At 31.2% G+C, this 24,947-nt stretch carries 28 protein-coding genes; 2 read left to right on the forward strand and 26 right to left on the reverse strand.

The features are described from left to right. Nucleotides 1-42: 42 nt before the first annotated feature. The 10 genes from BN3657_RS07625 to BN3657_RS07670 all read right to left on the reverse strand — a co-directional run bounded on the left by BN3657_RS07625 (nt 43) and on the right by BN3657_RS07670 (nt 8,383). Complete coding sequence (locus BN3657_RS07625; RefSeq protein WP_062552570.1) at nt 43-651, reverse strand: DNA-3-methyladenine glycosylase; 609 nt, start codon at nt 649-651, stop codon at nt 43-45. Then, complete coding sequence (locus BN3657_RS07630) at nt 638-1,018, reverse strand: YkvA family protein (RefSeq protein ID WP_062552434.1); 381 nt, start codon at nt 1,016-1,018, stop codon at nt 638-640. The genes BN3657_RS07625 and BN3657_RS07630 overlap by 14 nt, the downstream gene beginning before the upstream one ends. Before the next feature lie 51 nt (nt 1,019-1,069). Next, nucleotides 1,070-1,699 (reverse strand): orotate phosphoribosyltransferase, encoded by a 630-nt coding sequence (pyrE, locus tag BN3657_RS07635; protein WP_062552435.1) that lies wholly within the window; start codon nt 1,697-1,699, stop codon nt 1,070-1,072. Further along, nucleotides 1,699-2,403 (reverse strand): orotidine-5'-phosphate decarboxylase, encoded by a 705-nt coding sequence (gene pyrF, locus BN3657_RS07640; protein ID WP_062552436.1) that lies wholly within the window; start codon nt 2,401-2,403, stop codon nt 1,699-1,701. Before pyrF ends, pyrE begins: the two co-directional genes overlap by 1 nt. 7 nt (nt 2,404-2,410) lie before the next feature. Then, a complete protein-coding gene (prfB, locus tag BN3657_RS07645; RefSeq protein ID WP_019138481.1) occupies nt 2,411-3,526 on the reverse strand; it encodes a peptide chain release factor 2 in 1,116 nt (371 codons plus the stop codon). A 189-nt stretch (nt 3,527-3,715) separates the two neighbouring features. Then, complete coding sequence (csaB, locus tag BN3657_RS07650; protein WP_230204200.1) at nt 3,716-4,825, reverse strand: polysaccharide pyruvyl transferase CsaB; 1,110 nt, start codon at nt 4,823-4,825, stop codon at nt 3,716-3,718. A 6-nt stretch (nt 4,826-4,831) separates the two neighbouring features. Next, nucleotides 4,832-6,229 (reverse strand): O-antigen ligase family protein, encoded by a 1,398-nt coding sequence (locus tag BN3657_RS07655; protein WP_062552437.1) that lies wholly within the window; start codon nt 6,227-6,229, stop codon nt 4,832-4,834. Beyond that, the gene (locus tag BN3657_RS07660) at nt 6,223-6,771 is read right to left on the reverse strand and encodes a hypothetical protein (protein ID WP_062552438.1); all 549 of its coding nucleotides are present in this window, start codon (nt 6,769-6,771) and stop codon (nt 6,223-6,225) included. The genes BN3657_RS07655 and BN3657_RS07660 overlap by 7 nt, the downstream gene beginning before the upstream one ends. After that, on the reverse strand, nt 6,772-7,260 hold the full coding sequence (locus BN3657_RS07665) for a DUF4330 domain-containing protein (protein ID WP_062552439.1): 489 nt from the start codon (nt 7,258-7,260) through the stop codon (nt 6,772-6,774). Continuing rightward, entirely contained in the window at nt 7,247-8,383 is a 1,137-nt protein-coding gene (locus BN3657_RS07670; RefSeq protein WP_062552440.1) for a glycosyltransferase family 4 protein, read from the reverse strand. Before BN3657_RS07670 ends, BN3657_RS07665 begins: the two co-directional genes overlap by 14 nt. A 337-nt stretch (nt 8,384-8,720) precedes the next feature. On the opposite strand from BN3657_RS07670, the gene carB reads away from it, so the two are divergent. Next, a complete protein-coding gene (carB, locus tag BN3657_RS07675; RefSeq protein ID WP_062552441.1) occupies nt 8,721-11,924 on the forward strand; it encodes a carbamoyl-phosphate synthase large subunit in 3,204 nt (1,067 codons plus the stop codon). A 184-nt stretch (nt 11,925-12,108) separates the two neighbouring features. On the opposite strand, the gene BN3657_RS07680 is transcribed toward carB, so the two are convergent. Next, the gene (locus tag BN3657_RS07680; RefSeq protein ID WP_062552442.1) at nt 12,109-12,630 is read right to left on the reverse strand and encodes a DUF3783 domain-containing protein; all 522 of its coding nucleotides are present in this window, start codon (nt 12,628-12,630) and stop codon (nt 12,109-12,111) included. Between the two features lie 70 nt (nt 12,631-12,700). Here BN3657_RS07680 and BN3657_RS07685 point away from each other — a divergent pair, with 70 nt between their 5' ends. Next, nucleotides 12,701-13,078 (forward strand): hypothetical protein, encoded by a 378-nt coding sequence (locus tag BN3657_RS07685; protein WP_062552443.1) that lies wholly within the window; start codon nt 12,701-12,703, stop codon nt 13,076-13,078. An 85-nt stretch (nt 13,079-13,163) separates the two neighbouring features. Here the strand turns inward: BN3657_RS07685 and gloA are convergent, their stop codons facing one another. The 15 genes from gloA to BN3657_RS07755 all read right to left on the reverse strand — a co-directional run bounded on the left by gloA (nt 13,164) and on the right by BN3657_RS07755 (nt 24,938). Further along, nucleotides 13,164-13,538, reverse strand: coding sequence for a lactoylglutathione lyase (gloA, locus tag BN3657_RS07690; protein ID WP_062552444.1), 375 nt, complete (start codon nt 13,536-13,538; stop codon nt 13,164-13,166). 100 nt (nt 13,539-13,638) lie between these two features. Continuing rightward, nucleotides 13,639-14,124 (reverse strand): hypothetical protein, encoded by a 486-nt coding sequence (locus BN3657_RS07695; protein ID WP_062552445.1) that lies wholly within the window; start codon nt 14,122-14,124, stop codon nt 13,639-13,641. Then, nucleotides 14,106-14,375 (reverse strand): hypothetical protein, encoded by a 270-nt coding sequence (locus BN3657_RS07700; RefSeq protein ID WP_062552446.1) that lies wholly within the window; start codon nt 14,373-14,375, stop codon nt 14,106-14,108. Before BN3657_RS07700 ends, BN3657_RS07695 begins: the two co-directional genes overlap by 19 nt. A gap of 117 nt (nt 14,376-14,492) precedes the next feature. Beyond that, nucleotides 14,493-14,642, reverse strand: coding sequence for a hypothetical protein (locus tag BN3657_RS08515; protein ID WP_154664290.1), 150 nt, complete (start codon nt 14,640-14,642; stop codon nt 14,493-14,495). A gap of 31 nt (nt 14,643-14,673) precedes the next feature. After that, entirely contained in the window at nt 14,674-15,360 is a 687-nt protein-coding gene (locus BN3657_RS07705; RefSeq protein ID WP_062552447.1) for a V-type ATP synthase subunit D, read from the reverse strand. Beyond that, nucleotides 15,360-16,784, reverse strand: a complete 1,425-nt coding sequence (locus tag BN3657_RS07710; protein ID WP_019138495.1) for a V-type ATP synthase subunit B — start codon at nt 16,782-16,784, stop codon at nt 15,360-15,362. Before BN3657_RS07710 ends, BN3657_RS07705 begins: the two co-directional genes overlap by 1 nt. After that, nucleotides 16,777-18,546, reverse strand: coding sequence for a V-type ATP synthase subunit A (locus tag BN3657_RS07715; RefSeq protein WP_062552448.1), 1,770 nt, complete (start codon nt 18,544-18,546; stop codon nt 16,777-16,779). Before BN3657_RS07715 ends, BN3657_RS07710 begins: the two co-directional genes overlap by 8 nt. A 27-nt stretch (nt 18,547-18,573) precedes the next feature. Continuing rightward, nucleotides 18,574-18,888 (reverse strand): V-type ATP synthase subunit F, encoded by a 315-nt coding sequence (locus BN3657_RS07720; RefSeq protein WP_062552449.1) that lies wholly within the window; start codon nt 18,886-18,888, stop codon nt 18,574-18,576. Beyond that, nucleotides 18,881-19,873 carry a V-type ATP synthase subunit C gene (locus tag BN3657_RS07725; protein WP_062552450.1) on the reverse strand — a complete coding sequence of 331 codons (993 nt, stop codon included), beginning with the start codon at nt 19,871-19,873 and terminating at the stop codon, nt 18,881-18,883. The genes BN3657_RS07720 and BN3657_RS07725 overlap by 8 nt, the downstream gene beginning before the upstream one ends. Before the next feature lie 17 nt (nt 19,874-19,890). Beyond that, complete coding sequence (locus tag BN3657_RS07730) at nt 19,891-20,439, reverse strand: V-type ATP synthase subunit E (RefSeq protein ID WP_062552451.1); 549 nt, start codon at nt 20,437-20,439, stop codon at nt 19,891-19,893. Between the two features lie 8 nt (nt 20,440-20,447). Next, nucleotides 20,448-20,918, reverse strand: a complete 471-nt coding sequence (locus BN3657_RS07735) for a V-type ATP synthase subunit K (protein WP_019138498.1) — start codon at nt 20,916-20,918, stop codon at nt 20,448-20,450. A 10-nt stretch (nt 20,919-20,928) separates the two neighbouring features. Then, entirely contained in the window at nt 20,929-22,878 is a 1,950-nt protein-coding gene (locus tag BN3657_RS07740; protein WP_062552452.1) for a V-type ATP synthase subunit I, read from the reverse strand. Next, the gene (locus BN3657_RS07745) at nt 22,865-23,218 is read right to left on the reverse strand and encodes a hypothetical protein (RefSeq protein ID WP_230204201.1); all 354 of its coding nucleotides are present in this window, start codon (nt 23,216-23,218) and stop codon (nt 22,865-22,867) included. Before BN3657_RS07745 ends, BN3657_RS07740 begins: the two co-directional genes overlap by 14 nt. Before the next feature lie 230 nt (nt 23,219-23,448). Further along, on the reverse strand, nt 23,449-23,994 hold the full coding sequence (locus tag BN3657_RS07750; protein ID WP_062552454.1) for an ECF transporter S component: 546 nt from the start codon (nt 23,992-23,994) through the stop codon (nt 23,449-23,451). Further along, a complete protein-coding gene (locus BN3657_RS07755) occupies nt 23,991-24,938 on the reverse strand; it encodes a nucleoside hydrolase (protein WP_062552455.1) in 948 nt (315 codons plus the stop codon). Before BN3657_RS07755 ends, BN3657_RS07750 begins: the two co-directional genes overlap by 4 nt. Between the last annotated feature and the right edge of the window lie 9 nt (nt 24,939-24,947).

Below are 24,947 nucleotides of genomic sequence, written 5' to 3' on the forward strand. Positions count from 1 at the left end.
TATGTTAACCTATTATAAATTATAACTTAACAAAAATCCATGCTATTTACAAGATACATTGGGATTGTTTTTTATATAAAATCTAAGTGGTAATTTAGCATCTTCTCCTGCGTAATCAATGCCAATTCTCTTTGTAGTTACAAGATCTTTTTCACTTATATCTTCTCCACTAGCTATATAGAGATAATCTTTAGATAAATTCTTTTCATTAAGGGTTCTATCTATGCCAAGTGCCATTGATAATTTGCCTGGTCCATTGCTTAAATTCTTTTTTTGATAATTCGTGAGATCTTTATATTTTTTAGCAAACCTGTTTTGTGAGAAAACATCTAGATTATCTAAAGGCTCGACAGCACGAATTAAAACTGCTTCTGGATAATTTTCATCCCTTGTCACAATATTTAAAAGATTATACATGCCATATATAAGATAGACATATATGTGACCACCATCTAGATAGAGAGTTTTATTCCTATTTGTAATCTTTCCTCCATAGGAATGGCAAGCTCTATCTTCCAATCCTAGATAAGCTTCTGTCTCAACTATTTTTGCACAGAAAAAATTACCAGAAATATTTCTGATAATTTTCTTTCCTAATAATTTTTTTGCAATTTCAACTGTATCTTGTTTAAAAAAATCACTCTCTAGCATTTTTCCATGCGTCATACTTTTCTAATTCCTTGTCAAGTTTTTTTACAATATAGGTAAGAACACTTAAATCATCAAAAAATCCAAAGAATAAAATAAAGTCTGGTACAATATCTGCAGGATTTAATAAATATAAAAATCCTGCTACTATTAAAATTATATCCTTCTTTTTCACGTCCCTATAATTTCCCTTAGAATAGTCTAAAACCAGACCTATTGCAAGTTTTAATTCTCTAGAAATTTTTTTAAACATATCCATTTTATTAGTTTTAGTCATGGATTCTTGGATTACTTTATTTAACCTATCCTTGTTTTTGAAAACTTGATGAGCATAGGGCATCATCTTTCTTAAAGTTCTATAATAATTCAACTTTTTTCCCCCTAAGTTAAAATTTCAATATTTCTTTACCCAAAAAATATCTTATACATTCATCCAAGAAGAATCCTTTGGATTATCTCTAAATAATTTTAACTTTTGGATTTCGCTTTCTTTAATATAGTCCATTTCATGAGCTACTTCAATTAATTCATCAAAGTTTGTCAAAGATTCATGAAGAAAATTAGCTTTTTTAAAGTTTTCTTCAGCATTTTTCATATTATAAGTAAAAATACTTACAATTCCAAGAACTTCATAGCCAACTTCTTCTAGAGCTTTTGCGGCTTCAATTGATGATCCACCAGTTGAAAATAAGTCTTCTATTACTACAACTTTTGCTCCATCAATTTTTGCACCTTCAATTTTATTTTGTTTTCCGTGATCTTTATTTGAACTTCTTACAAAACCCATAGGAAGACTCATCTTATCAGCGATGATAGCTGCGTGAGGAATACCTGCAGTTGCAGTTCCCATAATATATTCTACATCAGGGAATTTTTCCTTAATTAAATTAACAAGACCTTCTTCAACAACCTTTCTTTCTTCTGGATAAGAAAGTGTAAGTCTGTTGTCACAATAAATTGGAGATTTTATTCCTGATGCCCAAGTGTAGGGATCTTCTGGTGAAAGTGTGACAGCCTTTAATTTTAATAAAATTTTTGCAACTTCTCTCATTATTCTCCTCCTAAAAAGTCTTTTTTAATTTCTCTATATTCTTTTACAGGGTCTTCTGCCTTAGTAATTGGTCTACCAACTACAATGTAATCAGAACCAAGTTCTCTTGCCTCAGCTGGAGTTACAACTCTCTTTTGGTCATCGGTGTTTTTAACTTTTCTTATGCCAGGAGTAACTGTAATAAAATCTTCTCCTAGATTTTCTTTTATTTTTGGAACTTCAAGAGCTGAACATACAATCCCTGAAAGATTAGCTTCTTTTGCAAGTTTTGCATAGGAAAGAACAACTTCATCAAGTGACAAAGATTTTTCTATTTTTAGTTCATTGTGCATAACATCTTCGTCTGTGGAAGTTAGCATAGTTACTCCAAGTGTAATAAGATCTCTTTTTTTATCCCTCACAATTTCACTAGCATCACTTAACATTTTCTTTCCACCAGCTATGTGATAGTTAATCATGTCAACATCAAGTGAAATGAGAGAATTAGTTGCTCCCTTGCAAGTGTTTGGAATATCGTGAATTTTTAAGTCCAAAAATATTTTATGTCCAAGCTTTTTAATCTCATTAATAATACTTGGACCTTCCTTGTAAAAAAGTTCCATTCCAACTTTTACATATACTTTTTCGTCTTTAAAATTTTTTAAAAAATCTAGAGCCTTTTCTCCATTTGGAAAATCCAGTGCAATAATTACATCTTTTGCCATATTAACCTCAGCTTTCTGCAGTCGCCTTTTCTTGCAAGTAGGCGTTAATAAATATATCTAAATCTCCGTCCATAACTTTTTCAACATCACCAACATCTACATTAGTCCTGTGGTCTTTGACCATAGTGTATGGTTGGAAAACATAGGATCTAATTTGTGAACCCCAAGCAATTTGAGAATAGTTACCTTGAAGGTCTTCGATTTTTTCTTTCTTTTCTTCTTCAGCTAGAGCAACGAGTTTTGCCTTTAACATGTTCATTGCTTTTTCCCTGTTTTGAATTTGACTTCTTTCATTTTGACATTGCACTACTATTCCTGTAGGAATGTGAGTGATTCTAACAGCTGAGTCAGTAGTGTTTACGTGTTGACCACCTGCACCAGAAGATCTATAAGTATCTATCTTTAATTCTTCTTCTTTTATTTCAACTTCTGTATCATCATCAAGTTCTGGAAAGACATCAACAGAAGAAAAAGATGTGTGTCTTCTCTTGTTAGAATCAAAAGGTGAGATTCTAACTAGTCTGTGAACTCCCTTTTCACCCTTTAGATAGCCATAGGCATTATCTCCAGATATTTTTAAAGTAACAGACTTAATACCAGCTTCATCTTCTTTTAATATGTCAAGAGTTTCTGCCTTGAAACCTTTATTTTCTGCATATCTTGTGTACATTCTTAAAAGCATACTAGCCCAATCTTGTGCTTCAGTTCCGCCAGCACCAGCGTGGATAGAAAGAATTGCATCGTGAGAATCGTACTCTCCATTTAAAAGTGTGTTGAGTTTAAAATCAGCTGCTTCTTTTTCAATTTGATCAACTACTTTTTGAAAATCAGAATAAGAAGAATAGTCATCTTCAATTTCCATAAGTGTAATTAAATCTTCAGCATCTGTAATTAACTCATTTAGTTTGTCATATTGATCTATCTTCTTTTGATATGAATTTGTTTCTCTAATAACTTTTTGGGCACTGTCATTGTCATCCCAAAAACCTGGTTCCATTTGTTTTTTGTTAAGTTCAACAACTTTTTCTTTTAAAGAATCTATCTCCAAAGATTCTCCTAAAGCTTTGGTTGTAACTTTGGAATTTTCCAGGCGCTCCTTATCTAAATAGATATTTTGCTCCATAAAAATCCTCCTTTATTTTGCTTATTTTAGTATAACACAGTTGATATCATGACACTAATATTTTGTGATTACAATGGCATTTATTTTTTAATTTTTTTAAAAAGAAAAAGAGATCATTTTATTGACCTCTCTTTTCTAAATTATTTTGAAATAAATTATTAAATTTTAAATTATTCAAATGCTTTTTTCTTAAAACTCTTCTTCATTTAAAAGTCCAAGAGTTATTTCAACATTTCTTTTAGATTCATATCTCATCTTTTCTGTGTTTTCCCTCAAAATTATTTTTCTATCCTCTATATTTTCAAGGGCTTTTAATATTTTTTCATAAAGTTCTTCTGGAGTGAAATCTTCCACATCTACAGCTTCTTTTATTCCCAATTCATTTACCATGGCTTCTACCTTTGGATCGTAGATTATTCCAACCATAGCTAAATTTACACTAGCTGCATAAACTAAAGAGTGAAGTCGCATAGCTGCTAAAAGTTTTAACCTTTTAAAAATCCCCATTAGTTCTCCAGCTGAGTAAGTGTTCTCTATTAGATTAAGCTTGTCTTTGTGAATACATTTTTCTGCTACTTCTTTTGAATAGACATTGTCCCTTGGTGTATGGAAAGGAACTAAAAGAATGTCATATCCAGCATCTATTAATAAATCAATTGTCTTTGCAAACTTGTCTTTTATAGATTCTACTTTTTTATAATCTCTAATGCAAAATCCAATAGTCTTATTTGTTATTTCAATTCCTTCACTTTTTAAAATCTCTTCAACTCTCAAATCTTCTGCTTCTTTTAAAGTAAATACTGGATCTGCAGTTACTTCTATAGATTTATTTGTCACTCCCAAATCCCTGACAAATTTATAAGATAAATCATCTCTCAAGGTTACATAATTAACCCTATTTAGAACCCATTTTGTAAGAATCCTATTGAATTTTTTATCAATGGGTCCTATTCCATTAGCATAAACATAAACCTTTTTTCGCAAGATCTTTGCCAAAATAATGACCGACAGATAATAAACAATAGATCTTGTAGAAGTTATATCCTGAAGAAGAGATCCCCCTCCAGATAAAAGAAGGTCTGCATCCTTTAAAGCACGATAAAGTTCTGGTAATGAAAATCTATTTACTGCATCAATGCCGTAAACTTTTTTTGTCTTCTCAGGATTATTTGAGAGAGCAGTCATTTTTATTTCTCTATTTAATTTTTTAAAATCTTCTACCATGGCCTTTAAGATGGCATCATCGCCAGAATTATCAAAGCCAAAGTATCCTGAAATTACAATTTTTTTCATTGCCATAATATATCACTCTATTACTATGCTTTCTTTTTCAAATTTTTTATTATCTAAATCTTTAGTGTTTTTAAAATCAATAGCTGAATTTTCTTGATTTTTTTCTCTTTCAAATTTTTCTACTCTTATAGATGTAAAAATTATTCCCAAAACAATCCAGAAGGTAAAAATTATTCTTGGAATATAGAGGAAGTGTTCTACTAAACCATGCCCCATTATTCCAATTATTGAAGCAAATAAACCTGCTCCAAGATATTTAAAGTATTTATCTTCTGATTTAACTAAATTTACATAAGTTGATTTCAAACTTGAGAATAATAACAAGATAAAGAAGATAAATCCAATTATCCCAATTTCCGCTGCAACTTCAAGATAAGTGTTGTGAGCGTGATAAATTGGCATAGTTCTTATATATTTTTCAAAAGTTTCTTTGAAAGGAACATATCCGAAACCAACCCCTGCCAAAAAGTTATCTCTTATTACATCTTTTGTTATATTCCAAATTTTTATTCTATATAGATTAGATGAATCCACAGTTGAACCAATTGATGTTATTCTGTCAACTACTTTTTGTGGAAGAAAGGCAAGTCCACCCAATACCATAGGTATACCTAAAAGTAACAATCTTTTATCAACTAACAAAACAAATGCCAAGGCTGCAAGGGCTATTCCTACCCAGCCACCTCTTGATAGAGTCATGACAATACAAATTAGAAGAATCCCAGTAGATCCTGCAAAAAGAAATTTTTTCCTCATGCTTTTTGTGTACCAAGTCATACCAACTGCTATTGGAGTTATCAAAACTAGATATTCTGCCAAAATATTTGGATTGAAGAAAACTGAATAAACTCTAACTGCTATATCTGTATTGTTTTCAGTATCAAGCCATTCTGGTCTCATTTGTACTCCTGTAAAATATTGGACGACACCAAGAAGTGCAACCACAAGAGCCGACAACAAAAGAGTAGAAATAAAGGCGTTTAATTCTCCCTTAGTCTTAATAGTATTTGTCATTGCAAATAAAAATGAAATACCTGCAGCATTTAGGGCAAGGTCACGAATTGAACCTGACGGATCTATTGATGTAATAGTTGAAAAAATTGCTATAAAGGCAAATATTGCAATAGGAACTGTCCTAGATCCTACTTTAAAACCTTCTCCATATAAAAAGGTCCTGAGCAAAACAAAAAATCCCATTGATAGTAGCATTATAAGCCCCAAGGCATCAGGCACAAAGGGATATAAGAAAACTGAAGCAAATAGTCCAATTTTTATGTCATAAATTACAAGAAGTAAACCACTTATGCCGAGAAAAGCTGCCAATAAAAATTTACTTCCTAAAAAGTAATAAATTAAACTTAGAAAAATAGCCGAAAGTAAAATAAAGTTTATCTTTTTTGTCTTTACCACCAGTTTTCACCACCTTCATCAAGTTTAAATAAGGAAGTAAAAAATTCTATGAATTTTGATCCCATTATTATTTCCATATATCTTCCCTTCAAAAGAGATAAAATTAGTCCCATTACAATAAAGCCAAGAGGGATAATAATTTTCCCCTTAAATATGAGAGAAATTATAAGAGTTAAAATCCCAGAATAGAACATGATATTTGAAATAAGTCCTGCAATTTCATCAAAGGAATTGAGAGACTTATAAGCTCCTCCTAAGAAAAATGAATTTTTTATCATTGGCAAAAAAATTCTTCCCAAAAACTTCATAAATCTCTCTATTAAATTAAATAATTTACTATAAATTTTATAGATAAAAGTATTTTCAAATAAAACTTTTTCTCCAGCAAGAACTTCTCTTGTTTTTGAATTTTGAAAATTTCTTTCTATTGGATTTTTTATAAAGTCCCAAGATTTTTTTGTAAAGGAATCTTTATAAGAATCCGAGAAAACCCTGTAGATTTTATTTAAAAATCTTATAGTTAATGAGTTAATAGTAATCACCTAGTTCTTTACTTCTATTCCAAGAATTGTCATAAATGTTGTAATAGATTTGTTTTTAATCCTCATTTCTGCACCGATTCTCACTTGTTCTGTGCCAACTTGATAAAAATCTTGAGTATCCTTTATGTCAGCATCGATAGTCATAAGAACCCTGTATTTTTCAGGCACTTCTGCATTATAAAATTTACCTTGGTATTCTGTCTTATCCCTGTAAGCTTCCACATCAACTGATGCAATTTTACCTAAGTAAGTTCCCTTATCATAATCGTAGATTGGGTCCCCAACTTTTATATTATTTGCAGTTACATCTCTTACATCCTTGACTTCTGCGGATATAACTCCCTTTTTAGTTGAAACTTCTCCTACTGCTGACTTTGAACCAAATCTTTTTACTCCTGTTGCCACTAAAGCTACTATTAAAATAATAACTAGTAAATCAACAATATTAATTAGTCCAAAAAGTCTTCCCTTTTTGTCAATTACTTTCATTTTTTTCTCCCCTCAATATTTCTTCATAAATTTCAGTCTGTCTTTCTCCCATGGATATGTGAGAATATCTTTCCACTACTTCTTTCTTTATGTTTTCACCAAGATTCTTTAATTTATCCCTATCATCATAAAGACTTAATATATTTCTTGCAAGCTGTTTTTCTTTTCCAACTTTAAATAAATATCCCGTATAATCATCCTTTATTATTTCAGGAATACCACCAGTTTTTGTGGATACAGTTGGCACATTTAATAGAGCTGCTTCCAAGATTACATAGGGAAATGACTCGGAAATACTTGTCAAAACATTTAAATCAATAGCATTAAAGAAAGAATACTTGTCTTTAACAAAGCCTAAAAAATAAATATTTTTTTCTATTCCATAGCTTTTTACCATTTCTTCTAGCTTTTTCTTTTCGTCGCCTTCTCCTGCAATTAAAAATAATATGTCTGGATTTACATCAAGTGCTTCCTTTGCAGCCCTTATAAAAGTTTCGTGATCCTTAACCTTATCAAGTCTTGCAGCAATTCCAACTAAGAGTTCGCCGTTGTAATTAATTTTATATTTCTCAAGAAAGGCTGTCTTTGGAATGTAAAGAATTTTTTCATCAATGTCTATTCCATTATATAAAACGTGAATCTTCTCTTTATTAAAGCCCCTATTCTCTAGCATTTTTTTAAAATTGTCACTTACACAAATATAGTGATCAAATTTTTTTAGAGACATCTTATTTAATGTAGTATAAATTAAATTTTTGTAAAAAGAATCCTTAAAGTCAAGCATATAGTCTGAATGGACCGTTGTGACCATTGGGACATTAATTTTCTTTTTTAAAAACATGCAAATAAAATTAGCTCTCGCTCCATGTGCGTGTACTAAATCATAATTTCCATTTTTTATTTCATCACTTAATTTAGAAACGACGGAAAGGTCCCATCTTTTTTCTTGTGGGTAAACTTCTATGTCTATGCCTCTATCCTTTGCTTCATCATAAAAAGTATCTTTTATAAAGCAAATGATTTTGGTTTCGACTCTACCCCTAAGACCCTTCATTAGAGTAAAGATGTGTGTTTTCGCACCACCTGTATCGCCGCCACTAATTAAATGGAGAACTTTTGTCATGTCTTCTCCTCCTTATCTTGTTTATTATACAATATATTTAATATTATTTTAACAGTTTTTATTAATTGACCTAGACCTTATGATTTATAATAATTTTTATAGTAGCAAATGATTTTAAAGTCCCTTTAAAATTTAATTTAAAAAATAGTAAAAAAGTCCTTGCATTTATCACTAAAAAATGATTTAATAATAAAGATAAAAAAATAGAAAGTCAGTCCAAGGACTGAGTAAAATCATGTCCTTGCGCATGATTTTTTTTTGAGCAAATTTAATACCTTAAATTTTTTTTGCCCATTTTTAAGAATGTTTGATCTTTTATTTGGAAAAGGAGAAAAAAATGCCAAGAGATAATTCGATTAAGAAGACACTAGTAATAGGATCTGGTCCTATTGTTATAGGACAAGCTGCAGAGTTTGATTACTCAGGAACACAAGCTTGTGAGACTTTGAAAAAAAATGGAGTTGAAACTGTTCTGGTTAACTCAAATCCTGCTACTATAATGACCGATAAAGGTGTTGCTGACAAAATTTATATAGAACCAATTACTATTTCTTTTATAGAAAAAATTATTGAGAAGGAAAGACCTGACTCATTAATAGCTGGTATGGGCGGACAAACTGGTCTTAACATGACACTTGAACTAGATAAGCGCGGAATTCTTGATAAGTACGGCATAAAAATAATTGGAACCGATATCGAAGCCATTAAAAGAGGCGAAGACAGAGACATCTTTAGAAGAACAATGCAAGAAATTGGCGAACCAATTATTGATTCAGAAATTGCAACAACTTTAGAAGAAGGAAAAGAACTTGCAAAAAAAATTGGCTACCCATTAGTTGTTAGACCTGCTTATACTTTAGGTGGAACAGGCGGAGGCTTTGCCTATGATGAAGAAGAACTGGAAGAAGTTTTATCACACGGACTAAGTCTTAGCCCAGTAAATGAATGTCTTCTTGAAAAATCTATCCGTGGTTGGTTAGAAATTGAATTTGAAGTAATAAGAGACTCAGCTGGAGAAAAAATAATCGTATGTGACATGGAAAATGTGGATCCCGTTGGCGTTCACACTGGCGACTCCATAGTTGTTGCTCCTTGTCAAAGTCTTGATAAAGATGTTTTACAAAAATTAAAAAATTCTGCTTTAAATATTGTAGAAAATGTAAATGTTGTTGGTGCTTGTAATGTACAACTTGCTCTTAATCCAGAAACTCTTGACTACGCAATAATAGAAATCAATCCTAGAGTTTCTCGTTCATCTGCCCTTGCATCAAAGGCAACAGGATACCCTATTGCAAGAATTGCAACAAAAATTGCTCTTGGACTTAACTTAAATGAAATCGAAAACGAAACTACTGGCGAAACCATAGAAAATTATGAACCAAAATGTAACTATGTAGTTGTTAAAATTCCTAAGTGGCCTTTTGATAAATTTAAATTTGCGAATAGAAAACTTGGAACAAAAATGATGGCAACTGGAGAAATAATGTCCATTGGTTCATCTTTTGAAGAAGCACTTCTAAAAGGTATAAGATCTCTTGAAATTTCTAAGTTCTCTCTTGAATCTAAATTCTCTGAAGAAAGAACTACAGAAGAACTTAAAAAGAGAATTAAATTCCCTGATGATGAAAGACTATTTGACGTTGCAGAAATTATTAGACGTGGACTTTCCATAGAAATGATCCACGAAATTACTGGCATAGACTTATATTTCTTAGAAAAAATTGAAAACATAGTTCATCAAGAAGAAAACTTAAAAAAATTAAGTCTAGATACAATTACATCAGATGAACTTCATAGTTTAAAGAAATTAGGATTTTCTGATAAAACTATAGCTTCTGCACTTGGTGTAGACATTGATGCAATTGTAGAACTTCGTCAAAAACACAATATCCTTCCAAATTATAGAAGAGTAGACACTTCTCCATTTAGAAAAAACGGAGCTTACTACTATTCAACTTACGAAAAGACAGACGAAAATATAGTTTCTGAAAATAAAAAAATAATTGTAATAGGATCAGGACCAATAAGAATAGGTCAAGGTATTGAATTTGACTATTGCAGCGTTCATGCCATTAAATCATTGATAAACATGGACATAGAAACAATAACAATTAATAACAACCCAGAAACAGTTTCAACTGACTTTGACACATCTGACAAACTTTACTTTGAACCACTTACAGAAGAAGAAGTTAAATCAATAATTGAAACAGAAAAACCAATGGGAGTTATACTAGCATTTGGTGGTCAAACAGCAATTAAACTTGCTAAATATCTTCACGATCAAAAAGTTAATATCTTTGGAACAGACTTTGAAGATATTGACAGAGCTGAAGATAGAGAAAAATTTGATGAAATGCTTGAAGAATTAAAAATCAATAGACCAAAGGGACATGGAGTCTTCACTATAAAAGAAGGTCTTGAAGTTGCAAAGGAACTTGGTTATCCCCTACTTGTTAGACCATCCTATGTACTTGGTGGTCAAGGTATGCAAATAACTTATGATGAAAAAAGTCTTTTGACTTATCTAAAGGGAGCTTTCGAAAGAGATAGGGACAACCCAGTTTTAATTGACAAATATTTAGTTGGTCGTGAAATTGAAGTTGACGCAATATCTGACGGAGAAGATGTATTGATACCAGGAATAATGGAACACCTTGAAAGAGCTGGAGTTCACTCTGGAGATTCAATAACAATCTATCCAAGCATTAATATTTCAAGTGAAATCAAAGAAAAGATTTTAGACTACACAAAGAAAATTGCCAAGGCTCTTCACGTTAAGGGTATGATAAATATTCAATTCATAGAATATAAAAATGACCTTTATATAATTGAAGTTAACCCTCGTGCATCAAGAACTGTTCCTTACATCTCAAAAGTTTCTGGAGTTCCAATAGTTGATTTGGCAACAAAAACAATGCTTGGAGAAAAATTATCTGATTTGGGATATGGCACTGGAATTTATAAAGAACCAAAATTAATGGCAGTTAAAGTACCAGTATTTTCAATGTCAAAACTCAACAGAGTAGAAATTTCTCTTGGACCTGAAATGAAATCAACAGGAGAAGTTCTTGGAGTTGGAAAAAATATAGATGAAGCACTTTTCAAGGGATTCTTGGCAGCTGGATCTGCAATAGAAGATAAGTCAGCTAGAGTCTTAGCAACAGTTAATGACAACGACAAAGAAGAATTTGTTGAAATTGCAAAAACAATGAATGAAATGGGCTACAAAATTATTGCAACAAAAGGAACTTGCAAACTTCTAAGAGAAGTTGGTATAAATGCAAAAGAAATTGGAAAAATTAACGATCCAAGACCAAATATTCTTGATGTAATAAGAAATGGAGAAATCGACCTTGTAGTTAACACTCCAACAAAGGGTGGCGACTCCACAAGAGATGGCTTCAAAATTAGAAGAATGGCAACAGAATATGGCATTGACATTGTCACAAGCCTTGATACCCTAGCAGCAAGAGTTGCTGTTAAAAATAAAAAATTCCATGAAGAAAACATGGATATATATGATATTTCAGAATTTTAATAAAAATTAAATATTAAATTTTTAGAGGATGCAGAAATGCATCCTTTTTTGCATTTTTCTATTTTATATTATTTATATAAATATTCTCTTAATTCTTCAATTATTTTTTTAATTTATAAATGCAATAAAAAAACCGATGCAATATTTCATCGGTTATAGTTAAAAATTTAAATTTTTATAAATTTTACTTGATATTTAATTTATATTTTAAATCTTTTATGTCTTTATCTAGTCTTTCTTCGTCAAGTTCTTTATTTTTATTTTCTATTGCCCTATCCACAAGATCCATTAGTTCAGGGTCCATTTCTCTTTCAAGCTTATCTAAAGCTATTCTAACTAGACCACCAAGTTCTCTAAATTTCATTACAGCTCTGTGTTCATCAGCTATATGACCCATTAAAAATCCAAAGGTCCATTCTGCATTTGTTTTTGTCAATACGCACTTGTTGTCTATCATTACACCTTCATTTTTAAGAGCAATTAAAAAATCACGCAAAATATTTCTGTCAAAGTCAGAAAATACCATAAGTTTGTTTTCATCTTCCACAGAATTATTTTCTTTTAAATTTTTTTCAAATAAATTTCCAACTTTTTCTTCCAAATTTTCTTTATTTATTTTATTTAGTTCAATATCAAATTCCTTTGCAACTTTTTCAGTAATTTTTGTCTTTTCACTGTCAAGTCCGTATAATAATATTTTTTTCACTTTAACACCTCTTAATTATTTTACCCAAAAATTTTTTATTTATTGGGTATATGTTTAATGAGGTGATTTTTTGAGATTAAATAAAGGTGATGAAATAATTTATGAGAGAGTTTTTACTAAAAAAGACCTATATGACTATGCAGAAAATGCAAACTTTTGGGGTAAGCACCACGAAAACCCAAACGACAAGGGCGAGTACCTTTTGCAAGGGCTTTTAACAGCAAGTCTTACTAATAAAATTGGCGGCGATTACGATATTTTGATGTATAAAATGGATTTTGATTTTTTGAAAAAAGCTTATACAGGAAGAAAAATCAAAAGCATTAATGTCGTTGACAATATCGAAAATAAAAAGGGCAAAAATTTTATTGATATAACTTCAGATGTCTATGACGAAAATGGCGACCATCTTATTCACGCAATTTTAAAGGGAATTTTGCTTGATTAGTTTGCATTTCAAATAAATAACCTCTTTACTAATTTATATAGTAAAGAGGCTACATACTGATTTCTAAAATAATTTTATTGTTTATTTATTTTTCACCAATAACTTCTATCTTGTATCCGTCTGGATCCTTTACAAAGAAATAAGAGTCTGAATTGTCTGAAAGGGCTTTAAGTTCTGTTACATCGCAACCCTTTTCTTTTAATTCTTCCCTAAAGGATTTTATATCAGGATGTGAGATTGCAATGTGACCGTAACCATCGCCCATTGTATAATCTCTTCCGTCGTAATTGTAAGTTAATTCTAATTCATAGGGTGAATCTTCCAGCTTTAAATATACTAGTGTAAATTCATCTTCTGGAAAGTCCTTGCGTCTTGATTCTACAAAACCAAGATTTTCTTTATAAAACTTTTCAGATTTTTCTAGGTCCTTTACCCTAATCATTGTGTGTAAAAATTTCATAACATCCCTCCAATTTATTTATACCTCACTTTATAAGTTATACTCAAAGAAACAAAAAAATATCTATTGAAAATTTTACTAATCAATAGATATTTCAATATTATAGGTTGTTATAAAATAAATCAATATTTGTAAGATATTCTAAATAGTTAATTGAATCTTTTTTTCTATCATATTCTGATATTCCACTAAAAAGAAAAATTTCTCCAAAAATAATATGTTGATCTATGCTAAAATACTGTGTATTTTTTTCGAATACAAGATAAAAATAATCTACTTTATTATAATTTTCATTTCCTAAAAAATAAATTTCTGTCTTTTCATTTCTAGGTATTTTATATATAAGAATTTCCAAAATTTTATCAGAAAATTCATAAGTGCATAGATGGTTTATAAGATTTATTAAAATAAAATTAAATCTTACTCTATTATTGTCCTTTATATATTCTGAAAAGCTAATTTTGTAAGCATTATATCTGTCTTCTATCCAATTTAAAATCTCATCAGATGACTTTTTTCTAGGTAATTTGAATTTTTTATATTTTTCTTTTATATTTTCAGCTTGATTCATTTCTTTATTTCCCATGTTCCTATTGGATCGCTACCCACATACCATCCAAAATCTAATATATATATTTTAATTTGAGCACAATCTACTCTGACTTTATCAAACTTTTTGGGTAAATTTATTTTTCCTATTTTAAAATATACCTTTGTATCTGTAGGCTCCCTAACGAATGCATGGGGTATTTCTGCTAGTATTTTTTGATTTAAAAAATTAGAATCTTTAACAATAAAATTATTTACTTCTAAAAGATTAGTTCGGTTTGAACCCACATATTTAAAATAGACTTCAACTAAATCTGTCTCATTATTTAGCCTAATAAATACAGGGCTTAATGCCGATATTTTTCCGATTGAGTAAGGTACAATCTCATACTGATCTTCTTCATACTAATCTTCTTCATACTGATCTATACTATCATATATTTTAAAAGTTGTATGTTCTTTATCCTCATTCGTTTCTTGGTATGCAAAAACATTTATATTAAAAATAAATATAGTAATTATTGATATAAAAATTACTATATTTATTTTTTTCATTGTTAATATCTCCTTTAATTCTTTAAACTTTTTAAGACATAAGTTCTGCATTTACTTTTTCTGATTTTTCTTCCTTCATCTCATCTTTTGAGATTATATCCTTGACCTTCATGAGTCTTGTTATATTCGCTCTTTCACTTTCATCAAGCTTTGAACGAATATACTTAATAGTATCTTCTAAGTCTGGAATAGTTTTATATTCAAGTGCATTTACTCTTCTTCTCGTCTTTTCTATTTCATTGGCAAGAAGTTGTGATGCCTTTTCTTTTTGAGTAAGAGTCAATAACTCTTCCATTACTTCTGTAAGATTATCTATGGCTGAGTCAAGGTCAGATGTTGTTTGTGCATATCCATAAGGGTATCTTGAAGCATCTTCTGATGTTTTTTTAGTGATAAATTCCATTTCTGGAACATCTACAGACATAACATTTTTCTTTTTTATATCTACTAAAGTCTTTGTAGTTGGAAGGGCGATTGCTTCTTCTAACATCTCTGGACTCATAGCAGCTGATGCCATTAAAAAGGCTTTAAAAGAATCTTGTAGTTTATCTTCTACTTCAAGTCTTAGTTTTTTATTTTCTTTTATAAGAGTGATGAACTGTCTCATAAGTTCATCTTGTTTGTCTTTTAAAAGTTTATGTCCTCTTTTTGATGTTTCAAGTTTAGTTTTTAGAATGGATAGATTCATCCTTGTGGGGTTTATATTTAGTCTTGCCATTATAATCCCTCATTTTCTAAATTTTCAGGATCCTTAGAATCCTCCTCTTTATTCTCCTTATCGCCCAAATATTTTTCTATTAATTTGTCATCAATTCTCTTGAGTTCTGTCTTAGGAATTATTGATAAAAGTTCCCAGCCTAGGTTTAGAGTTTCAAGAATCGACCTATTTGTTTCAAAACCTTGTGATACATATTGTTTTTCAAATAAATCTGCAAATCTTGCAAAAGCTTTGTCAGTTTCTGATAGGGCAGTTTCCCCTAAGATTGCTGAAAGTTCTTTTGCTTCTTTACCAGCAGTATAGGCTGCGTAAATTTGGTTCATTGTATCTGCATGGTCTTCACGAGTTTTTCCCTTTCCAATTCCCTTATCTTTAAGTCTAGATAGAGATGGGATTGCGTTAATAGGTGGTTCAAGACCTTGTTTAAATAATTCTGTTGATAGGATTATTTGTCCTTCAGTGATGTAACCTGTAAGGTCTGGTATTGGGTGAGTGATATCTCCTTCTGGCATAGTTAGGATAGGAATTTGTGTAATAGATCCTTCTCTACCCTTAATTCTTCCAGCTCTTTCATAAATACCTGCAAGGTCAGTATAAAGATAACCTGGATATCCACGTCTTCCTGGTACTTCTTTTCTAGCTGCTGAAACTTCTCTAAGTGCTTCAGCGTAATTTGTCATATCTGTCAAAATAACAAGAACGTGTTTGCCTTGTTCAAAAGCTAGATATTCTGCTGCAGTAAGTGCCATCTTTGGTGTTGCAAGTCTTTCTATAGCTGGGTCATTGGCAAGGTTCATAAATAAAACTGCTCTGTCAATGGCTCCAGTTTTTGTGAAGTCATCAATAAAATATTGTGCTTCTTCAAAGGTAATACCCATAGCTGCAAATACTACGGCAAAATCTCCACCTGAAAGAACTGTTGCTTGTCTTGCAATTTGAGCTGCAAGTTCATTGTGAGGAAGTCCGGCTTCAGAGAAAATTGGAAGTTTTTGTCCTCTAACTAGAGTATTAAGACCATCAATTACAGATACACCTGTTTGAATAAATTCTGATGGATAGTCTCTTGATACTGGGTTAATTGCAGTACCATTTATGTCAATTTTTTCTTCTGGAATAATTTTTGGACCGTCATCAATTGGTTCTCCAAGTCCATCAAATACTCTACCAATCATATCTGGTGAAACTCCAAGTTCAAGTGGCTTACCTAAAAATCTAACGCTAGTATCTTTTAAGTTAATTCCACTAGAACCTTCGAAGATTTGTACCATTGCCTTGTCGCCATGTATTTCAATTACACGACCACGTCTTTTTTCCCCTGTTTGTAGTTCGATGTCAACAAGTTCTTCGTAGGCTGCACCTTCTACACCTTCTACAGTCATAAGAGGTCCAACAACTTCTGTTACTGATTTATATTCTTTAAGCATCTGTATCACCGACCTCTACTAATTTTTTAAGTTGACTATCTATTTTATCTCTGATTTCGTCAATTTTTTCTAATTCATCATTTGGAAGATACTTCATTCTTGCAATATTTTCTTTTACATCAAGTTCTTCTATTTCACTGAAGTATGCTCCATTTTCAAGAGCTTCTTGTCCTCTGTCATAGAAATAAAGTATTGTGTCAAGCATCTTAAATTGTTTTTCTAAAGGACAGAAAGTATCAACATCGTGGAAGGCATTTTGTTGCAAGAAGTCTTCACGAATTGACTTACTTGTGTGTAATTTCATTTGATCTTCATCAGAAAGTGAATCACGACCTACAAGTCTTACAACTTCTAAAAGTGAAGTTTCTTCTTGTAAAAGTGACATTGATCTCTTTCTAAGTTTAGAAAATCTTCTGTCTATATTTTCATCCAAATATGCATCTATCTTTGGTTGATATAGAGAATATGAATCTATCCAGTTAATAGCTGGGAAGTGTCTTTGATATGACAAGTCATAATCAAGCTTCCAGAATATTTTTACAATTCTAAGTGTATTTTGTGTAACTGGTTCAGAAATATCTCCACCTGGAGGAGAAACAGCACCTATAACTGATAAAGCTCCTTCTCTTTCTTCTTTACCATTAACAAGAACACGACCAGCTCTTTCATAAAATTCTGCAATTCTTGATGCAAGATATGCTGGATAACCTTCGTCACCAGGCATTTCTTCAAGACGACCAGACATTTCACGAAGAGCTTCTGCCCAACGTGATGTTGAATCTGCCATCATGGCTACAGAATAACCCATATCTCTAAAGTATTCAGAAATTGTAATTCCTGTGTAAATTGATGCTTCACGAGCTGCTACTGGCATATTAGAAGTGTTTGCAATAAGAACTGTTCTCTTCATAATAGATTCACCAGTTGATGGATCCATTAGTTCTGGAAATTCCATAAGTACGTCTGTCATTTCATTTCCACGTTCTCCACAACCAACATATACAACTATTTGTGCATCAGCCCACTTAGCAAGTTGATGTTGTACAACTGTTTTTCCTGAACCAAAAGGTCCCGGTATTGCAGCAGTACCACCCTTTGTTATTGGGAAGAAAGTATCTATAACTCTTTGTCCTGTAATAAGTGGTTCTTTAGGGTCAATTTTTTTCTTGTAAGGTCTTCCCTTTCTTACTGGCCATCTTTGAATCATGTTAAGTTCCTCGTCGCCTTTTTCTGTTTCAATAACAGCAACAATTTCCTCAACTGTAAAGGACCCTTCTTTTATGTCCTTTACCTTTCCACTTACACCGTTAGGTACCATAATTTTGTGAGTTACAACTGGAGTTTCTTCTACAGTTCCAAGAACATCACCAGCTTCAACTTCATCTCCAACGCTTGCTACTTTTTTAAATTCCCATTTTTTATCTCTATTTAAAGGATTTACTGTAACTCCTCTTTTTAAAAAGTCTCCTGCTTCATCTCTAAGTCCAACTAGAGGTCTTTGGATTCCGTCAAACATTTGCTCAATCATTCCAGGTCCAAGTTCGACAGATAGAGGTGCTCCTGTAGTATATACTTCATCTCCAGGACCTATTCCTGTTGTTTCTTCATATACTTGAATAGAGGCCTCGTCTCCTCTCATTTCAATAACTTCACCAATTAGTTTGTCTTTAGAAACTTCTACCACGTCATAGACATTGGCATCTTCCATGCCACTGGCTACAACTAGTGGTCCGGATACTTTAATTATCTTTCCTGATTTCAATAAAGCTCCTCCTTTATAAAAAGGTGACTAATCACCTAATATGTTAGCTCCAACTGCCTTTTCGACATTTTTATTTAAATTCTTCATACCAATGCCAAGAGTACCCTTATTTGATGGGATTACGATAATGGCTGGTATTAATTTTTCATTGTATCTTTCTATTGTATTTGGTATTTTTGCTGCAAGATCTTCTGTAATATAAATTACACCATAATCTTTTTTTGCAAGACTGTCTACCTGGCTTCTCGCATCTCTATCTTCGTATGCAACAAAAACATCAATTCCAATTGCCTTAAAAGATAGAACGGAGTCTTTGTCTCCAATAACTGCAATTTTATACATAACTATCACGCAACTTTTCTCTAATAAATTCACTATCTAGTCCATTTAATTTAGAAACTAAAATAATTCTCAAATTTTTTATTTCCATTTCCTTTGCCAAAACATTAGCAAAAACAACTTCTGGACCATAGGTTACATATTTTACATCTTTAATAAGGTCTATAAAGTAATTATCCATCTCTCTTTCAAAATCAGACAGAGTTCCCTTTTCCTTGAAATCATCAAGGGCATCCTTAATATATTTATAAATATCAAGTCTTTTAAAAGCATCAGTATCTGAACTAAGATCCCTATTTAATAGATCAAAATAGGCTTCTTCTCTTAGCTTGCCACCAGGAACAATAATTTGCTTTAAAAATTCTACATCTTTTTCCTGCTTTTTTGCCCTCAAAAGAGTCCTAATATTTGTAAAATCAATTAAATTTTTAGCATAATTAATGAATAAATCAACTTTAGATTCTTCTGCAAGGTCAAGCAAATCTTTAAAATATGCATTATCAAGATAAATATCAATTATTTGTGGATCCTTCTTTTCTTCATAAGCATCCAAAATTTTTCCTATAAGTTCAAAATATTTATTTCTCTTGCTTCCCTTTAGAAGTCCATCTCTATATTCCTTTAGGTCAAAATCACCTATGTTCATATAGATATTCTTTAAATCTTTTTCGCTAATCTTTTCCTTAATTAAAACTTTTAGATTGTGATAAAAATATTTTAAAGCAACTAAATCAACAGGAATTTTGGAAGGAGATATTTCATATGCATCCTTGTAAAATCTTGTGAGTTCCTCTTTTAAAATTACTTCATATTCTGTAGGAGAAGATATTTTATTTATATACTTGTTGTAAACTGTATCAGATAGAGATCTAAGTGCGTCTTCCAGACTATCTTGTTCAGAAATCCTTACAAAGTTTTCACTTTTTAAAAGTTCCTTTTCCAAAACTCTAAGCCTTGTGGAACTTTGGATAAATTTATTTCTATCCATTAAATCACCTTTTCCTCTTAACTGAATAGTTTTTCAGCTAGATATTTTTCCAAATCTTCTCTCTCAGATTTTACTAGAGACCTAAAGTCTCCATTGTAAACTAAATTATCCTTATTTAGGACAAAACCACTATCTATATCTTTGTCAGATATATCAAATCCTAGATTGGCATTTTTTATTGCATCCCTATATTTTTTAGGAACATCAATTGTGCCACCCTTTATATCTACATCTTTTAAATTATTTTTTACGAATTTTACATAATCATCTTCAGATAAATTCTCAAGTTCCCTTATAACTTTTTCAAGAACTTCGTCTATTATCCTATTTTTTTCAGCTAGAATGTCATCTCTAGATTTTAATTCTGCTGATGATTTACTTCTCTTTAAGATGTCTTCTCTTTCTCTTTTAGAAATTTCGTCTATCTTATTTGCCAGATATTTTCCATCTTCTTTTCTATTTTCTACAATGCTAATTCTTTTTTCCTCAGCATCTTTTATTATACTTTGGGCTTTATCTTCTGCATCCTTAATTATTTTATTTAAAATATTTTCAAGTCCTGCCATAGTATCACCTAGGCTCTAAATAGGATAAAGAATGAGATTGCAAAAGCAAGAATAGCATAAAGTTCAACCATTACTGCAAAGATAATACCTTTTGCTTGTTGTTCTTCATTTTTTGCTAAGATATTTATACCAGCAACAGAAACTTTACCTTGTGCAATTGCAGATACAAGTCCAGCTAAACCAATAACGGCACCACTTGCTAGATACATAAATCCAGTGTTAACTGGTGTATCAGCAGAAAGTCTGAATAAGATAAATAGTCCAATTACAAAACCGTAAAGACCTTGTGTACCTGGTAAAAGTTGTAATACAAGTGATTTACCAAATTTTTCTGGTTCATCAATTACAACGCCTGCTGCAGCTTCACCTGCTAAACCAACACCCTTAGCAGACCCTGCACCTGCAAGAGCTACTGCTAAAAAGATCCCAATAGATCCTAAAATCAATCCGCCATATTCTCCCATTAATCCATTTAACATAATTTTCCTCCTAGTCTATATTAAAGTAATCTGAATTTTCTATCATTTTTTTGAAAGGTATGCCTCCACCTTCATAAAACTTATTAAACATTTCTACATAAGTTAGCCTTGCTGTATGAACATAAGCTGACAAATAAGAAAGAAAGGCATTAAACAATTGAAATACTACAAAAATTACTATTGCAAATAACTTTCCAAGTATATTTGATTCAAAAAGCATTCCTGCAATCATGTTAATAGCAAGTCCTAAGAAAGAACCTGATAAAACAAGTGCCATTAATCTTAGATAAGATACAAAGTCACCAAGATAGGATGTAATTCCATAAAGAGAATAAACTCCCCATCCAATCTTTGCACCAGTGGACTTTTCTTCTCTACCACCAGTTGCAACTATACCTACCATTCCAAGTAACATTACAACTAAGAACACTTTTCCAAAAGCTTGAACTGGCTCAAGAAATTTGCTTAGAATAAATCCAATTGCTCCCAATACTGCCATATACCAGAAACCAACATCATATAGTGCATCCTTTGGTTTTCCATCACGAATATTCATATAGGCCTTTATTCCAAGAGCAAAGAATATGTGAATTCCACCTAGTATCAAAGAAATTATTACCAATAGAGTTGAATCTTCTGCTGGATCTATTAAACTTGGAAGTTCAATTATTCCTCCAAAGAAGGAACCGAATATAAGTCCAAATATAATAGTTGAAATAGATAGGTAATTAAAAAATTTAATAAACCTTCTCTTCTTGTCCGTTAGCTTAAACTTTTTGAGAGCGAAAAGTGTTCCCAAAAATACTAGTAGACCATAGCCGAAATCTCCAACCATTATCCCTGCAAATATAAAATAGAAAGGTGCAAAGAAAGGTGTTGGGTCAATTTCATTGTATCTTGGCATTGAATACATTTCTGTCATAATTTCAAAAGGACTTACAAAAGAGTTATTCTTTAGTAGAATTGGAACTTCTTGAGAATCCTTATTGGCATCTTCAGCCCTTAGATAGTAATTATCCTTGCAAACTTTTTGGATTTCATTTTCCAAATCTTCAAGTTTATCTTCTGGAACATAACCTTCTATAAGATTAAGTTCAGTAGTCTTTAAAAATTTTCTCTCTGACATTATCTTAACTTTTTCATTTCGATAATGTTCATAAGAATATTTAAAGTCTTCTAAATATTTCAAATATGTTTTTAATTCTTCTTCAATTTCTTTATTTTTTTCGAATAATAAATCTTTATCTTTTTCATAGGAACTTATCTTGTCCCTAACTTTTCCATCTGCCTTGATATTTATAGGAGTGAAACCGTAACTTGTCATTAGACCTTTAATTTCATCATCAATAGATTTTTCAACTATTATTAAATAATAATTAAAGTTTTTATCTTTTGAGACTCTTTCAAGGTAAGCAAGATCGTTTTTTATAAATTCTCCCTCAAAGTCTTCAGCATGATTTGATGAGACAGTTCCTGTGTAAATGTTTACAGAGTCCATCCTATTTACACCTTTTAAAGAAGATGAGAGCTCTTGCCACGGTTTAAGTTCAGCAATTTTAGAATCGATATTTTGAATCTTACTCTTGTTCTTTTCTTTCTTATCAACTAGACTTTTTATTTCCCCATCAATTTTTTCAAAGGGAAAAGTCATAGCTCTAGCCGTAAGTTCTTCAAGAGTTATATTGCTAACCCCATCTTTCATGGCTTTTATAGGATTTTCCTTATCCTTAAATTTAAGTAAAAGATCAATATCCTCTTTGGATCTCTTGATTTTGTCATCAATTTCAATTAAATCTTCTGAAGATTTAGGTCTTGTAAAATCATCCTCTGAAAAATCATCTTCATCAAAATCAGACTCGTCAATATGAACATAGTTGAATTTTTGAAATTTATTTATCAAATTTTCTCTGTTCTCATCAAAGATAAAGAGTTTGAATTTTTTCATCTTAACTATTGCCATTATTCACAATCCTCTCTACCACTGACTTTACAACTTCAGCTTCCCTGCTTTTAGAAATTTTTGAAATATCAGCAATCTTCATTTCTGAATCCTTACCTATAGGCTTGACAGATTCCTCTGCTTCTTCTCTAGCCTTACTTACATAGGCATCCTTTCGGTCTCTAGCTTCATCAACAATAGCTCGATAAGCCTTTTCAGCTTCATATCTTGCCTCTTCAATAATTTCTTTGGCCTTAACTTCAGCATCGTCAATTATTTTTTTTGCCTCAGCTTCAGTGTCTTTAACTTTTTTTACTGCATCATCTGACACTAAATCACCTCCAGTGTAAAATCTATTCACAAATTAATTATATCACTTGTTAAAATATTATTTAACCACAATGTTTATATTTTTAATTTGTACATATTTTATTATTACCCTAGTAAAACAACTTTATTTAAAATAATACAAAAAAGTAAAATATTTCCTGTTTATAATAAAAAAGGTAACAACAATCCTATTAATATTTTAACAAATTAAATCAATTTTTCCAAAATAAAAAACCACATTTTAAGTGGTTTTGATAATTTTTATTTTTTTAATATATTTTGGAAAGCTCCCATATTGTATACTTTTGATATTAATAATATAGAAATTAGTTTGTCAGCGTAGTCAGTTATAATTTGAATTACAAATACAATTACAAAATCTGGCAAATCCATCACTGCACGTAGGGCTTGGACAATATAAGATGAACCCGCTGTTGTCACAGTCCCAAAAAGATAAGTCGCAATAAGTGCAGATGATATAGCTGCAGGTATTGACATAAAAGGAGTTAAATAAAACTTTGAAATATAATCATCCTTTTTTAGAAATTTAAAATATCCTGCAGTAAAGCCAACTATAAGTTGAGTTGGCATAAAGTAAAGAGCAATGGGGTCTCCTATAGTGTTTACAAAGGCTGTAATTACTCCAGTCAGAAGACCAAATATTGGTCCAAAGGTAAATCCTGCCATTATAGTTCCTATAGAATCAAGGTATATTGGAAGTTTTAAAACAACACCAATCCATGCACCTACCATATTTATGGCAATACAAAGTCCCAGGAGTGTTATTTTTTTTGTAGAGATTTTCATAGTAAATCCCTCAAAATTCTTTCATCAATTTCTTCTCCTGTTATCTTTTCTATAAAAAATTTCCAAACTTTATAAAGGTCTAAATCTTCATAAATTATTATATTTTTTTCTCTCTTCATAAAATCCATTTCGTCAACCATAAGCATTCCTCTGGCTGGTCCATCAGTTACACACTCCACATTGTAAGTGTTGGACTTAAAAAGGTCTTTATTTCTCTCCAATAATATTGTAAGAGGATCATTTATAACTGAACCAATGATTTTTTCATATTCCCAATGAAAATCCATATAAAAATTTGTAATTTTTTCTATAAAATTTCCCACTTCTGGATTAAGTCTTTTAATATAAGCAAGAATACTTGGACTTAGGACAAATTTTCTGGTTACATCAAGTGGCACTATTTCAATTTTTCTTGGTGCATTTTTAATAACATAATCTGCTGCATCAGGATCAACATAAAAATTAAATTCTGCCACAGGACTCATATTTCCATGGCTTCTGAAACTTCCTCCCATTACAATAATCCTTGTGTCTTCAAAAGCTTCTCTGTCTTTTTCAATAGCTTTGGCAAGATTTGTCAGTGGTCCTAAGACAAAAATTGTGAGATCTTTCTTTTTTGCTTCTTCTATCAAGAAATCTATTGCATCTGACTGACAGTCTTTTTCATCATAAGATAAATAAGTTTCACCAAGCCCATCTTCACCATGAGTGTCCTCTGCATTTATAAAATCCTTACAAAGAGGACTTTCACTTCCTATGTGAACATTAAAATCTTTTTTTAAAAATTTTTCTAGTCTCAAGATATTTTTTCTTCCCTTATTGACATGAACATTTCCTGAAACTAAAGAAATCCCAAGAATATCATATTCCTCAATGCTATTTGCAAGCATTATAGCAATGGAATCATCTATCCCGGGATCAGCATCAATAATAATTTTTTTCATAAATAACCT

It is taken from the genome of Peptoniphilus phoceensis, assembly GCF_001517665.2.
Classification (GTDB): Bacteria; Bacillota; Clostridia; order Tissierellales; family Peptoniphilaceae; genus Peptoniphilus_A; species Peptoniphilus_A timonensis.